Source organism: Stenotrophomonas sp. MH181796, from assembly GCF_009659995.1.
Classification (GTDB): domain Bacteria; phylum Pseudomonadota; class Gammaproteobacteria; order Xanthomonadales; family Xanthomonadaceae; genus Stenotrophomonas; species Stenotrophomonas riyadhensis.
The window spans coordinates 461313-475844 of sequence record NZ_RAHU01000005.1 but is presented as its reverse complement, the minus strand read 5'-3'; the positions used below and the strand labels follow the sequence as shown (position 1 = coordinate 475844).

Genomic DNA, 14532 nt, shown 5'->3' with positions numbered 1-14532 from the left:
ACGGGCTGGCATATGCACGTGCAAGCACCCGCAGCGTACCGACATGCTTCACGGCCAGCGCGGAAGCTTTCCCTCCCTGGTTGGACTCGCTGAGCTTCTCGGCCAGATCAAGCAGATTATTGAGAATGTCGGTCGCCTTGTTCCTTTGCCCCTCTTCCACACTCCACGCGGCAAACTGATCAAAACTATCCTGTTGATTGCCCAGCATTGCCCTGACCAGGAGGTTGTCCTTGTTGCTTGGATCATCCTTCACGAAGTCTGCATACCATGCAACTGCTTCATCGTCGATGGGCCCACCATGCAACAGATTCGCAACTACCTGGCTGTAATAGATGCCATCGGCCGGGCTGGTCTCATCGAAGTCGAACTCGGTGATCAGCTTGCGGCCATTCCACGACAGAAGATCGCGATGGTCCCCCTGGATCCGCTTGCGCAGCGCCTTGTCTTCGGTGGAGAACCTGCCGAATTCCTTCAGGTAATCCTCCCAGCCCAACCACTTCCCGGTGACGGTGTCACGCGTCCGGCCTGACGCCTTCTTCTTGATCTTCTCGATAAGCTCAAGTGCATCGGCCTCGAAGGCACCGCCGGGCACGCTCACGTTGCCGTAGCCGTTCTGCCCGCTCGAGGCCACGCCGCTGCCCCAAGGACCGCTCATCGGAATAGCGATCGGCGACCAACTCGCAGACGACGGAACAATGCCAGCCTTCTGCCGGGCCTCGAATTCAGCCTTCGTGATCATTTCCGCCCGAAGATCCATTGCGGACATCGCCGGCGGATTGCGATCACGGAAGTCGGCCTCGCGGACCCTGGCCTGCTCGACCAGCATCTGCTGGACGCCCACCAGCGTCACAGCTGTCTGCAGGCGCCGCGCACCGTCCCTTTGCGCCATCAACCACTTCACAGCCTTGCTGGGCAAGGTCAATCGCAGGTGCGCGGCTTCATGGGCCATGCCAACCGGGTCACTGACACCCAGGATCAACGGCCGCTTGGCGGCCGGATCCTTGGAGGTAGCCGCGATTGCGGCAGCCGCTGCTGCAACGTCCTTTGCGGATTCGCGCCGCTCTTCGGTCTGGGCATCTTCAGAAGCAGGCTTCTCCGGGACCTTGCCATCCCTGTCGAGCGCTACCTGCCCGGGACGATGAGGATTTCCGCGCAGACCTTCAAGCATGCGACCACGCTCAACGTCGTAGTCCACGATTGCCCCCTGGATCGCCCCATCCGAAAGCGCCAGCACACGGTCACTCTGACCGTTGGACGCGTTCAGCCGGGTAAAGCGCTGATTCAGGAGTTCCGGCTTTGCAGCGTAGTTCTGCCTTACCTTCAGGGACAGCGGCACTTCGCTGAAACCTACCCAGACCTCGCCCGCTTTGGAAGGCTCCTTGATGTTGATCAGCATGGCGGCGGCATAGCCTGCCGCACGCTCACAACTGAAGCGCGGCATTTCCTCTGGCAGGGGCGGATTCTCCAACGGAATCGGGCTGACATAGCCCGCCTCGTCAACTGCGTAGGCCTCCCACCCGTCCCCACCAATCAGCGCATGCATCTCTGAAGTCTGATAGTAGACGTAGACGTACCCCGTCCTCAGCGTACGCATGACATAGTCGGAGAACTTCAGGTCCGGCGCAGAAAGCCCAGCCATCAATTGGCGTGTCTGCACGCTTGATCGAGCGGCGTATCGTGCCTCCGCCAACCCCGGCCGGGTAAGCAGCACGGGCAATCCGGATTTGACGCATGACGGGCAACCACCAGCGCTGCACGCCTTGGTTCCCCTGGCCGCGCTGATGGCGTTGCTTGAGTATCGATTGCTATCACCTGAAGCCATAGCTTCTCTCTCCTTGAGTGGTCTCCAGATGGCGTGCGCCGGATCCGCCCTGCCTTACAGACATGGCCATGGCATCCCACCTGCTATCGGGAACTGCAGAAAGTGCCAGAGCAAGATTCGCGCCCTGCGCCTGCGATGCGGCTACAAGGTTCCGAAGCTCTGGTGACCTAAGAACATGATTGTCTACCTGCAATGCGTACGCTCCAAGCAGCACTTGGTCATGCAGCCCTTGTGCTCCAGCCGCCCGCGCCTCGGAAAGTGCGAACTCGGCCAGCTCAAGGTAGTTCTGGGGCAGGGCGGGCGCAAACCGCGCCCATCCTCTGAGCATGCTCTGCACAGCTTCGCAGTCGTCAAGCATGGTCACATCGAAATTCCAAAGATGCTCACTGCGCTCCCCCCGTGGTGTCATTGGCACGTGGAGTTCAGCAACACTCGAATCTCGCCCCAACACCAGGATCTGCGTCATGGGCCCTGCCATGAATGCCTGCTGGGCTGCGTCCAGGCGGCGCCACAGCCACTTCAGTACCCGCCGGTCCGCCAGGCGAAGGTATCTCCGCCCCTGTCCTGCAACCCGTATCGTACAGATCATGGCCCAATGTCTGACGACTTCGTCGGGATCTGAGTCGAAGCCAATCCACGGCCCGATAGCGAATCCATGTTCCGCTTCACGCTCAGAGTCCCGTTGCTCTTCCAGCGCTTCAAGGCAGGTGGTGTGCAGCAACGCGACGCCATGAGACGTGGCTTCCAGCAGAAGGAGGTACGGAAGGCGGGATGACACCCTGTCACGGAGCGGCACATTGATTCTGATTTTTGCTGCGCCCAGGTCCGCCAAGAACCCATCATCAAATGGATCGTGTACGAATGGATCAATGACTGCAGCGGCCCAACGCGGCTGACGTACTCCGTGCAGCCTTTCGCCGACGTCCCGGACCAACGACTCAAGTGAGTGATGAATCATCTCAGATAACTGCAGCGCCAGCAGTTGCCAGCTCGCTGTCCTTTGTTGGGCACGCCTTGAGGTCACCGGACGGCACCGCCAGCTCCCCCGCCACACTCGCCGGCCCCACCCACTCCCGCTGGCTCGCCTTGAACTCCACCTTCCCCGGCGCGCCCAGCTCGATGTTGTCGCCTTCGATGCGGATGTAGGCGCCGGCCGCGGTCGCCAGCAGGTGCTTGCTCGGCGCCGACAGCTGCACGTCCGCTTCGGTACTGGCGATGCGCACCTGCGTCTTGGCCGCCACGATCGCCTGGTTCTTGTGCGCGCGCGCACTCACCTTGCCCTGTGCCGCGTGCAGCGCGATGCCGCGCTCCTGGTTCGGGCTTTCGCCACTGGGCTGCACGCCCGCGGTGTACAGCACCAGGCCGCCGGCCACGGCCATCGTCAGTGAGCCCTGCGTCATCCAGTTCAGCGCCACGCCGCTGGCCAGGGTGGTGTGGGTGCCGCTCACCCAGACCTGGTCGGCGGGGGTCAGGCTCAACACGCCGGCCACGCCACTGCCCAGCAGCACTGGTGCGCTCCAGCCAGGCGCTTCGCCATCGCCGCCCGCGATGCTGCCCGCAGCACTGCCGCTGTGGGTGGCACGCAGCGCTTCCTGCAGCTCGGTCAGGGTGGTATCGACCGGCAGCTCTTTCGGGTCACTCGGCAGCTGCGCCTGCTGGTTGGCGGCCGATTCTGCCAGCTGCTGCAGCAGCTGCTGGCTTTCCTGCAGCTGGCTCAGTGCCTGCGGCGCCGCCATCTGCGGCGCGCCCTGCTCGGTGGTCAGCAGCAGCCCGCGACCGGCGCGCAGCGCGCCCTGGGCCTGGGTGGACAGCTCCACGCCGAAGCCTCGCTCGCCCTCGCGCACGTTGTCCTGGCCCCCTTTGAGGTGGCCCAGGGTGAGCGTGGTCTCGTGCTGGGTGGTGGACAGCTGCGCGCGGCCCTGCCCGGGCGTATCGTCGAAGCGCAGTTGCTGATACCCGCCGGTACCGCCCTGGCTGTCGGCCAGCGCCTGGCTCTTGAAGCCGGTATACACCGCCGCGTGGTCGTTGCCCTCGAACCAGGCGGCGGCGTTGCCGGTGGCGTTGGCGCCACCGCCGTTGATCTGGTTGTGCTGCGCATCCTGCTGGCCACGGCCGTTGTAGACCGCGCCGACCACTACCGGGCGATCGATGTCGCCTTCCAGGAACGCCACCAGCACTTCCTGCCCACGGCGCGGCAGCACCACGCCGCCCCAGTTGTCGCCAGCCCAGGGCGTCATCACCCGCACCCAGGTCCAGGCGCCACCGTTGGCCGGTGCATTGTCATCGCCACCGGGGTGGGCCAGGCCGCTGCTGGCGTTGCCGCCGCGCTGCCACGGGAACTGCACCTTGATGCGGTGGTCGCGGTCGGACAGCAGCGGGTCACCGTCGCTGACCACGATGGCACTGAGCGTGCCGGTGATGGTCGGCCGCGGATGCAGGTGTGCACCATGGCCGTCCCCGGTCTGTGGCCGGTAGCTCACCTCGGAGGGAATGGCCACGAAGCGGTTGTCGTAGAACGCGGCGGACACGTCATCGGGCACATCGCCATAGGCCAGCCCGGACAGTGCGCCAGGCAGCGTCGGTACGGTGACGCTGGCCGGTCCGAGGGTCTGTTCCAGCGCGTCGAACACGTCGGCATCCAGGTTGTTGCGCGCCTGGTGCCGCACCGACAGGCACAGGAACGACGCATCCTCGTCCACCTGGGGATGCTGCGACAGGCCGAGGCGCGCGCCCGGCGCCAGCACTCGCCACTGGCCGGCGCCTTCGATCGTGTGCGCGCGCACGCGCAGCGCATCCAGGTGCTGCTGCGCGCGACGCTGGCCGCGGGCGTTGTCCTGCCAGCCATACGGGCCGCAGGTGTCGCGGTCGACGATGCCCAGGTCGTTGCCCTGCCCGGCCTCGGCACTGGCCTGGCGGCGTTCCAGCGTGCGGTAATCCCAGGTCGCGCGCTCGACCTTGCCCGGCCGCCAGCGGTGCGCGGTCGACCACTGCTGCACGCTGTCGCTGCGCTCGCTCTCGTCACGGCGGTGGAAGCGCACGCTGCCCAGTTCGGCCGTGTCATGGCTGTGGTCGGCCAGCACCAGGGTGTGCGTGCCGAAGTCCGCGCTGCCGGGCTCGCCGGCATGTTCGAACCAGTAATAGATGCCCTCTTCGGCCAGCAGGCGCTGGACGAAGGCCAGGTCGCTTTCCTGGTATTGCGTGGTCAGGCTGCGCCGCGCGTACTGGCTGGCGTCGCCCAGCGACCAGCGCCAGGCCGGTGCCAGTCCGCCGTAGTCGGCGAACAGGTCCTCGATGATCTCGACCACGGTCTTGTCGTGGAAGACGTAGCTGTCCACCCGCTGCGAGAGGAACGCCAGCCACGGCTGCAGGCGCAGCCGGTAGCGGGCCAGGCCGCCATTGCTGCCCAGCCGCTCGGCGGCGGTGATACGGCCATGCAGCGGACGCAGGCTGCCGTCGGCCTGCTGCAGCTGCAGCAGCGCGCCCTGCCCGATCAGCGGCGCCAACTGCAGGCCGGCGTCCAACGACAGGGCGGTGATCGTCCACTGGAAACCGATGCCGTCGATCTGCTCGACGCCATCCAGGGTTTCGGCCACCAGCACATCGCTGCCCAGCGACGTGTGCAGCCGCAGGAAGCGCTGTGCGTGCGAAGGGCCGGCCAGCGCGGCCCGCAGGTTGTTTACCAGATCCATGGTGCTTCCCCGGCTTCCCGTGCTTCAAGGTGGTCTGCATGCGGCATGCGCATCGGTGTACTCCGCTTCCCGCTTCCGCGCGGCCTGCGCCCCTGCAGGGGCGACAGGCACGCACGGCCATCAGGCAGCCTGGACGATCTCTTCCAGCTGCAGGCGCACGCCTTCGCTGATCTTCAGGCGGTAGTCGCGGCCGCCGGCGGTGATCTGCAGTTCGCGCACGTTGCTCACCAGCTGCGGCTTGCCGACCACCGGGGCATCCATGTGGATGCGCCAGGAACCGCGGCTGATCTGCGCGGCGATGTTGCGTGCATCCTGGCGGGCGGCCGGCACGGCGGTGTCCAGCAGTTCGATCACGTGCTCGGGGCGCAGGCGGTTCCAGGCACGCACACGGTCCAGTTCACGACCCAGGCCCAGTTCCAGGCTGTCGCAGTGGTTGAGGGCGGCTTCGCGGTCAAATCCATAGAATTCCATAGCGTTCTCCTTATGCTCAGTGTCAGGACACTTTGTATTTGAAGTCACCCTTCTTGCCGGCGGTGACCTTGATGGCGTTGATCCGGTTCCCCTCGGCCATTGCCGCCAGCACGCTCTCGGCGATTTCCGGCAGCAGGGTTCCGTTGAGGATGTGGTCAACGTTGCGCGCACCCGAGTCCACTTCGGTGCAACGCGCAAGCACGGCCTCCACCAGACTGTCGTCCCAGCTGAAGGTGGCCTTGTGGTTGGCGATGACGCGGTCGCGGATGCGGCCGAGCTTGAGCGTGATGATCTGCGCAAGCACGTCATCGTTGATGGGGTAGTACGGCACCACCTTCAGGCGGCCCAGGAAGGCCGGCTTGAAGGTGCGCATCAGCACCGGGCGCAACGCATCGGACAGCGCTTCGGCACCCGGGATCTCTTCGGCCGGCTTGTTCAGGCAGGCCTGCATGATCTGCGACGAGCCGATGTTGGAGGTGAGGATGATGAGGGTGTTGCGGAAGTCGATCTCACGACCTTCGGCATCATCCATCATNGTTGGAGGTGAGGATGATGAGGGTGTTGCGGAAGTCGATCTCACGACCTTCGGCATCATCCATCATGCCCTTGTCGAACACCTGGAAGAACATCTCCAGCACGTCCGGATGGGCCTTCTCGACTTCGTCCAGCAGCACCACGCTGTAGGGATTGCGGCGCACGGCCTCGGTCAGCACGCCACCTTCGCCGTAGCCGACGTAGCCAGGCGGCGAGCCCTTCAGGCCGGACACGCTGTGCGCTTCCTGGTACTCGCTCATGTTGATGGTGACCAGCTTGCGCTCGCCGCCGTACAGGATGTCGGCCAGCGCCAGTGCGGTCTCGGTCTTGCCGACACCGGACGGGCCGACGAACATGAACACGCCGCGCGGCTTGTTCGGATCTTCCAGCTTGGCGGTGGCGGTACGCACGCGCTGTGCGATCGCATCCAGCGCATGATCCTGGCCGATCACGCGCTCGACCAGCAGGTTGCCCAGCGTGCGCACGGTACGGATCTCGTCCTTGACCATGCGGCCCAGCGGCACGCCGGTCCACGCCGAGACGATCTCGGCCACCACGGTGCCATCCACCTGCAGCGGCACCATCGGCGTCTCGCCCTGCAGCTCGCGCAGCTCGGCCTGCAACCGCGCCAGTTCGGCGTGCTGCGGCGAGAGCTCCGGCTTGGCCTTGCCACGCTTGGCGGCCGGCTTGGCCACGGCGACATCACCGTCGCCCTCGTCGCTGGCCGGCTCGGCCTCGCCCGACGCGGCTTCGCCCTGCTCCATCTGCTGGCGCAGTGCGGCGATGCGGCCGGCAAGGTCACGTTCGCGGCCCAGGCGCTCTTCGTTGCTGGCCAGCACGGCCTGCGCTTCGGCCTGCTGCGCATGCAGTTCGGCCAGGCGCTCCCCATGCTGGTCACTGCCGCCAGCGGTCTCGCGCTGCAGTGCACCGATCTCCGCCTGCAGGCGGTCCAGGTGCTTGCGGGTGTCTTCGATGATGGCCGGCGTGGCGCTCTGCCCCAATGCAACCTTGGCGCACGCGGTATCGAGCACGCTCACCGCCTTGTCCGGCAGCTGGCGACCGCTGATGTAGCGGTGCGACAGGCGCACCGCCTCGGTCACCGCCTCATCCAGCACGCGGATGTTGAAGTGCGATTCCATCAGCCCGACCATGCCGCGCAGCATCGCCGCGGCCAGTGCCTCGCTCGGTTCCTCGACCTTCACCACCTGGAAGCGACGGGCCAGTGCGGCGTCCTTCTCGAAGTACTTCTTGTACTCGCTCCAGGTCGTGGCAGCGATGGTACGCAGTTCACCACGCGCCAGCGCGGGCTTCAGCAGGTTGGCTGCATCGTTCTGGCCGGCAGTGCCGCCGGCACCGATCATGGTGTGGGCTTCATCGATGAACAGGATGATCGGGTGAGGGCTCTTCTTGACCTCGTCGATCACGTTCTTCAGGCGGTTCTCGAACTCGCCCTTGACGCTGGCACCGGCCTGCAGCAGGCCCATGTCCAGGGTGTGCAGCTCCACGCCCTGCAGCACGTCCGGCACATCCTTGTCGGCGATGCGACGGGCCAGGCCCTCGACCACCGCGGTCTTGCCGACGCCGGCTTCGCCGGTGAGGATCGGATTGTTCTGGCGGCGTCGCATCAGGATGTCGATCACCTGGCGGATCTCGCCATCGCGGCCGATCACCGGATCGATCTTGCCCTCGCGCGCACGCTGGGTCAGGTTGGAGGTGAACTGATCCAGCGCCGGCGTCTTCGACAGGCCGCCCTTGGCCTCAGCCGGCGCCGCGTCGTCGCCCTCGCCGGCTTCACCACCGGCCGAAGCATCGGCGAAACGCACGGTCTGGACCGCTTCCTGCGAGCCCTCGGTGAGCTTGGCGAAGTCGTGCTTGAGCTCATCGCGCTTGAAGCGCACGAACAGCTTCGAGCCACGATAGGCCAACTGGGCCAGATCGGGCTCGGTCAGCAGCGCCAGCAGCAGGTGGCCACTGCGGATGCGGGTGGTTTCCGAGTCCAGCGAGGCGATCAGCCAGGCGTGCTCGAACAGCTTCGGAATGTGCTGGGAGAACACCGGCGTGCGGCTGTTGCCGGTCTTGAACTGGCTGATCTCATCATTGAGATCGCGCTCCAGCGACTCGGGCAGGATGCCGCTGCGCCGTGCGATCAACACGAAATCGCTCTGCGGCTGCTCGAGCAGCGCCAGGAACAGGTGCTCCAGGTCGACCTCGTAGTTGCCGCGCGCCATGCACAGGTTCGCAGCGCGCTCGGCCGCCTGGCGGCAGGTGTCGTCCAGCTTGCTGATCAGGGTTTTGAGGTTGATGCTCATGCGGAAACGCGCACTCCTTGCTGGAACCGTTCGGGGGCCGGCGGCACCAACACCACCGGCACGATGTCATTGCAGCGTGTGGATGCCATACGTGGTGTCCTCACGCGGGGTCGCCTGTGGCGCGGTGCACAGGTAGCTGTCCCAGCCCAGGCGCACACCGCCGCCCATGCCGAGTGAACTGCCCTCCACATCTTCCGCGCGCAGGACCAGGCGCACTTCATATTCGAGGATGCCGCCGGTCAGCAGCGACAACCACTTGGACAGCGCTTCGGCCGCACTGCCGCCCGGCAGGAAGGCGTCGAACTGGTCGCGGCGCAGCGGGCCGATGCGCAGTCGCAGGCGCAGGTCGCGCTGCCAGACGCGATCGCCGGCCAACGCGCTGGCGCCCAGCACGGCATTGGCCTGGCCCAGCCGCGTGGCCTGGCCGGTCGGCACCCGGTACCATGCGCCCACGAACTGCTCCAGGTGCAGCGGCACTTGGAAGTAGTCCGACAGCACGCGCTGCATCAGCGCCGCCGACACCGGTCGCTGGCGCACTGCGCCGGCGTAATAGGCCACGGCCTGGTCGAAGATCTCGCCCTCGCCTTCGTGCAGGCGGTCGCGCAGCTCGCTCATGCCCATGCCGAGCAGCGACAGCACCAGCGGCAGGAAGCGCTCGCGGCGATCCAGCTCGTACTGCAAGGCCAGACGATGCTTCTTCCAGGCAGCGTAGTGCAGCGATACCGCACGGGTGGAGAAGATGTCCAGGAACGCACGCGCGGTCCGGTCGCGCTGGTACAACTCCCGAAGCTGCAGGGTTTCGGTGTAGTGCAGCGGCAAGGCGCCGGCGGTGCCGAGCAGGCCCATGAACTGCGGGGTCAGGTGGACTTCGGCCAGCTCCTCGCCATGCAGGGCCTGTTCGATGGCCTCGCGATCCTGCAGCCGCTCGCCCTTGAGCGAATACACTTCGCCCTCGGCCGACAATTCGGTGGCCGGGAATCCGAGCGACAGCGAGTTGCGGAACCGCACGCGCATCGGCACGGCCTGGCCGGGCTTGACGCCCTGCCGCTGGAACACCTGCTCAAGCAACCGCACCGCCTGGAAGAACTGGAAGCGGTGCGGTTCGGTGAGCAGCTGCTGGGCTACGCCAGGATCGATTCGCCGCTGCGCGCTGGGCATCGGACGATCTCCTCCCCGCTGTCGCCGGAAACCAGCACCAGTCGGGTAAAGCTGTTGGCATGCACGTAGAGTGCGAAGAAGTGGTCCATCACCTGGGCGAAGGCGGCCACACCGGTGCCCACGAAATGGGCTTCATTGATCGTCAGGCGGATCTCCAGGCCGCGCACCACCGAGGCGAACTGGCGGCCGTGCATCCAGGTGGTCACCGGCGTCTGCTGCAGCTCGAGGATGCCGTCGATCTGCCGCGCCGAGACGTTGCTGCCGGACAGGTCGTACAGGCGCAGCATCTCCTTCAGCGCAGGCAGGCCACTGGCGGTCAGCGACAACTGGTTCAACGACAGATGCGAGATCAGGCGCCACTGGGCGTTGCGGCCGTGACGGAAACGCAGCGGCTTGGTCGGCTTGCGCAGCAGGCTGATCGCCTTGGCCGGGCTGCCACCTTCGATGCTCAGGTCACCGCCCGCCACACCGAAGGCCAGCTGGTTGGGCAGGTCCCGGTTGTTGCAGGTCAGTTCCAGGCTGACCGTATCGGTCTGCGGCAGCACCGGGTTGAATGACAGGTCGACGAAGCTGATCTCGGTCTCGAAGCCCGGGCTCTGCCGCGCCACGTCCTCGTCACGGCGCGCCACCCAGTACTGACCGGTGCGCTCGGGGTCTTCCCCGTGATGCAGCGAATAGAACGGGCGGAAGGCCTGGATCAGCTCACCCTGCGGGGTCTGCCGGATGCGATGCACCGAATCGATTGAGTGCACTTCATAGGCGAACGCGCGGCGGGCATCGGCCAGCACCGGGTAGTTCACCGTACGATGGGTGACACGGATCGGCTCGCCACTGGTGCGGAACAGATTGACGATGGGCGTGCACCCCAACCGCACGTTGTGCACACCCAGCTCGTCCAGCACCATCGTGTTGCCACGGTCCTGGCCGTGCGCCTGCAGCACCAGATGCAGGGTGAAACGGCGGCTGGCACCTGCCGTCACCGAGGGCAGGTGCAGGTCGACGAAGCCGAACTTTTCCGGATAGGCGAACAGCTCGGTCAGCAGGCGATAGGCAGGATGCGAACGCGCCGGGAAATCGATCAGCGCCTCGTCATCGGCAAACCCAACCGCGCTCAACGGCACCTTGTCGAGGCGGCGCCAGCGGCCATCCCCGTCGGACTCGACGTATGCCGCCTTCACCCCCAGCATCAGCGCATCACGCAGGGCCGCGCGCACCGAGGGCTCGCCATCGAGGAACAGGCGCAGGTGATCGGTTCCCAACTGGTGGAAACCCAGCTGATCGGACAGCAGCTGGAACCCCATCGAGATCTGGCCACCGGTTCCGGCCGGCAGCGTCGTGGCCATCGGTGCATCGGCCACACTGCGGTAGACCACCTGCTGCACGCCGATCGGCGCGAGCACGACGTCGTAGGCAGTGCGGAACTCGCACGGTACGCCACGCACCGGCCGGCTCTGCAGGGCGGTGCCGCGTGGCACGCGCACCGGCGCACTCAGTTTGGATGCCACCCCCTCCAGGTCGAAATGGGCAATCGAACAGGACGGGAACGGCCGCAGGTAGTGCGGATAAAGCACGTCCAGCAGCGCGTCGGTGAATTCGGGATAGTCATCTTCGATGCGCTTGGACACGCGCGCACTGAGCAGCGCGAAGGCCTCGATCAGGCGCTCGACATGCGGGTCCTGGCTGCCCTCGGCGGAGAGCTGCAGGCGACCGGCGATCTTCGGGTAGCGCTCGGCGAACTCGCGCCCGTAACGGCGAAGGTAGCCGAGCTCGCGTTCGTAGTAAGGCAGCAGGTCCTGCATCAGGCGGCCTGCGTGCGGCGTGCGCGGGTGACCTGGTACTGCAGGGTCGAGGGTTGCAGCATCGCGTCGAAGCTGACCGGCTCGCGTGCAGGCTCCAGGTCGAGCAGCGCATGGATGGTGAAATGCAGCCCACCGGCGAACTGGTTGCCCGCGTCCAGATGGACGTTGACGTTGCGCAGGCGGCGCTCATGGCGCGCCACGGCCTGCTCCAGCGAGCGGCAGATGGCGGCACGATCGTAGGCGTTGGCCAGGCTCATCGCGGAGAAGTCCGCCAACCCGTAGGTCAGCAGCGATTGCCGGCAATTGGGGAATTCCTTCATGTCGCCTTCCTGGAACGCGGCGCGCGAGTTCAACAGCCCCTCCAGGTCGCGGGCGATGGATTCCTTGTACTGCTCCAGCGAGACGGACTTGAATACCGGCCCGGCGCCCGGTTGCTTGGGGGCGTCGTCGAACAGTTTTTCCAGCAGGCTGGGTTCGAGTCCCTTCATTGGTCGATCCACTCAGGTTCGGCATCCGTGCGGGCGGCAGCGGTGCAGCAAAGGCAAGGCCGTTCCTGGCCCTGCCCGGCGATCAGACTGCGATGGCGCACGAGGCGCCATCGCAGCGACACAACATCACACGGTGTAGTTCGGGATGTTCTTGGTTGCGCTCCACTGCGCCACGGTCTTGCCACCAACTCCGCCTTCCGGCTTCTGCTGCTGGTAAGTCCACTTGATGGCGCCGAAGCTCAACTGAACAACTTCCTGCGGCATGCCTTCCTTGTCCACGGTCGTGGTGACGCGGTGGACCAGCACGTTCAGCAGCTCGACCGTGTAGTAATTGATCGCGTTGCCGTCCTTGTCGGCGCGCATGAACTGGATCTGCGCCTTCGGGAAGGTGGTGCCGTTGGAGGCGGCCTGGTTGAGGGCCGTGGAGGCGAGGTCGATCGACTTGGTGATTTCGATCGGGGACAGGTTCACGCGGGCTGCGGTGGTGCCGCCGGAGGTCGACGCGGTGGCCGAACGCGGCTGCAACAGATCCTGCGAGAACGACTGGATTTCGATCCAGTCCTTGTGCTTGTCGTCGTGCGACTCGCCCTTGATGGTGTCAATCGAGAGGAAAGCGTGCTGCATATCTGGTCTCCTAAATTCCGTTCTTCCGTGAGATTTGATGTGCCAGGCGCGGGCCTGGCGGTTAAGGGGGGCTACGCCCTCTTGAAATAAGCGTCACTGCAATCCGGGGAGCGGACTCCCCTGGACGCTTCAGTTACAGCAAATCGTTACGACTTTTTCGCGGACGCCGGCAGTTCGGCGACCAGACGCAACGAAACAGACAGCTCATCGAGCTGGAAATGCGGCCTGATGAAGGCCACCGCGCGGTAGACACCGGGCTTGCCCGGCACCTCCGAAACCTGCACAGAGGCTTCACGCAGCGGGAACTGCGCCTTGGCTTCCTGCGAAGCGTTGTCGTCCAGCAACACGTACTGGGCGATCCAACGGTTCAGGAATTCCTCGACGTTGCCCGCCGAAGCGAAGCTGCCGATCTTCTCGCGCATCATCGCCTTGAGGTAATGGGCGATACGCGAGACCGCGAAGATGTACTGCAGCTGGGCAGACAGGATCGCGTTGGCATTGGCCGAATCGGTGTTGTACTTCTTCGGCTTCTGTGCCGACTGTGCGCCGAAGAACGCGGCGTAGTCGGTGTTCTTGCAGTGCACCAGCGGCATGAAGCCGAGGTCACTGAGTTCCTTCTCACGACGGTCGGTGATGGCCACCTCGGTCGGGCACTTCAGCGCCACTTCGCCGTCGTCGGTACGGAAGGTATGGGTCGGCAGATCCTCGACCAGGCCGCCACCTTCCACGCCGCGGATCGCTGCACACCAGCCAAAGCTCTCGAACGCCTGGGTCAGCCGGGCGCCCATCGCGTAGGCGGTGTTGCACCACAGGAACTTGCTGTGGTCGGCCGCTTCGATCTCTTCGACGAAGTTGAAACCCTCGACAGTGGTGCCGTCCTTCGGGTTGTACGGCAGGCGCCCCAGGAAGCGCGGCATGGTCAGGCCGACGTAGCGGCTGTCCTCGCTCTCGCGGAACGACTTCCACTTGGCGTACTCGACCGTGTCGAACACCTTGGCCAGGTCGCGCGGCTTGCCCAGGTCGGTGAACGTCTCCAGGCCGAACATGCCTTCGCTGGCGGCGGAGATGAACGGCGCGTGCGCGGCAGCGGCGACGTGCGACATCTGCTCGATGAAGTACATGTCCTCCGGCTGGCGGCCAAGGAAATAGTCACCGATCAGGGCGCCGAACGGCGCACCACCGAAGGTGCCGAATTCCTCTTCATAGACCTTCTTGAACAGCGCACTCTGGTCGAAATCGATGGCCGACTTGAAGTCCTTGACCAGATCCTTCTGCGGCGAATTGAAGACCTTGATCTTCATGTTCGGGCCGGTGGAGGTCTGCTGGCACAGGTAGTGCAGGCCCCGCCAGCTGCCTTCCAGCTTCTGGAAGGCTTCCGCATGCATGACCGCGCTGAGCTGCTCGGAAATGATCCGGTCGATCTCGGCGATGCGTGCATCAAGGGTGAGGTTGAGGTTGTCGGAGACCACCACGGTACCGTCCAGGACTTCCTTCGCCAGCGCGGCGATGATGTCCTTGGCACGATCATGTTCGGTCTGCGACTTGGCGACCTTGCTCTTCTCGACGATCTGGTCGAGCAGGCCCACCTCTTCGGCCACGGCGGCCTGGGTGGCCAGTTGGCTGGCTTCGGCTGACATC

At 65.3% G+C, this 14532-nt stretch carries 11 protein-coding genes; all 11 read right to left on the bottom strand.

The genetic code is table 11. The annotated features are described in order from the left end of the window. Window positions 1-1822: T6SS effector BTH_I2691 family protein (locus D5301_RS15185; RefSeq protein WP_324187330.1), on the bottom strand; the 1822-nt coding region annotated here is incomplete at its 3' end. Continuing rightward, window positions 1809-2780, bottom strand: a complete 972-nt coding sequence (locus D5301_RS15180; protein WP_110712660.1) for a DUF4123 domain-containing protein — start codon at window positions 2778-2780, stop codon at window positions 1809-1811. The genes D5301_RS15185 and D5301_RS15180, both read right to left, overlap by 14 nt. 1 nt (window position 2781) lies before the next feature. Next, entirely contained in the window at window positions 2782-5511 is a 2730-nt protein-coding gene (locus D5301_RS15175; protein ID WP_153856124.1) for a type VI secretion system Vgr family protein, read from the bottom strand. A gap of 120 nt (window positions 5512-5631) precedes the next feature. Beyond that, window positions 5632-5982 (bottom strand): hypothetical protein, encoded by a 351-nt coding sequence (locus D5301_RS15170; RefSeq protein WP_008268344.1) that lies wholly within the window; start codon window positions 5980-5982, stop codon window positions 5632-5634. A 22-nt stretch (window positions 5983-6004) separates the two neighbouring features. Further along, window positions 6005-6514, bottom strand: coding sequence for an AAA family ATPase (locus D5301_RS24395; protein ID WP_267463610.1), 510 nt, complete (start codon window positions 6512-6514; stop codon window positions 6005-6007). Beyond that, window positions 6507-8825, bottom strand: coding sequence for a type VI secretion system ATPase TssH (gene tssH, locus D5301_RS15165; protein WP_267463609.1), 2319 nt, complete (start codon window positions 8823-8825; stop codon window positions 6507-6509). Before tssH ends, D5301_RS24395 begins: the two co-directional genes overlap by 8 nt. Window positions 8826-8891: 66 nt before the next feature. Further along, window positions 8892-9983, bottom strand: coding sequence for a type VI secretion system baseplate subunit TssG (tssG, locus tag D5301_RS15160; protein ID WP_110712663.1), 1092 nt, complete (start codon window positions 9981-9983; stop codon window positions 8892-8894). Continuing rightward, window positions 9947-11782 (bottom strand): type VI secretion system baseplate subunit TssF, encoded by a 1836-nt coding sequence (tssF, locus tag D5301_RS15155; protein ID WP_153856123.1) that lies wholly within the window; start codon window positions 11780-11782, stop codon window positions 9947-9949. Before tssF ends, tssG begins: the two co-directional genes overlap by 37 nt. After that, window positions 11782-12270: a type VI secretion system baseplate subunit TssE gene (gene tssE / locus D5301_RS15150; protein WP_057496761.1), complete on the bottom strand. Its 489-nt coding sequence runs from the start codon at window positions 12268-12270 to the stop codon at window positions 11782-11784. The genes tssF and tssE overlap by 1 nt, the downstream gene beginning before the upstream one ends. 126 nt (window positions 12271-12396) lie before the next feature. Beyond that, a complete protein-coding gene (locus D5301_RS15145; protein ID WP_006465355.1) occupies window positions 12397-12894 on the bottom strand; it encodes a type VI secretion system tube protein Hcp in 498 nt (165 codons plus the stop codon). 146 nt (window positions 12895-13040) lie between these two features. Continuing rightward, window positions 13041-14531, bottom strand: a complete 1491-nt coding sequence (tssC, locus tag D5301_RS15140; RefSeq protein WP_110712666.1) for a type VI secretion system contractile sheath large subunit — start codon at window positions 14529-14531, stop codon at window positions 13041-13043. Window position 14532: the final 1 nt, after the last annotated feature.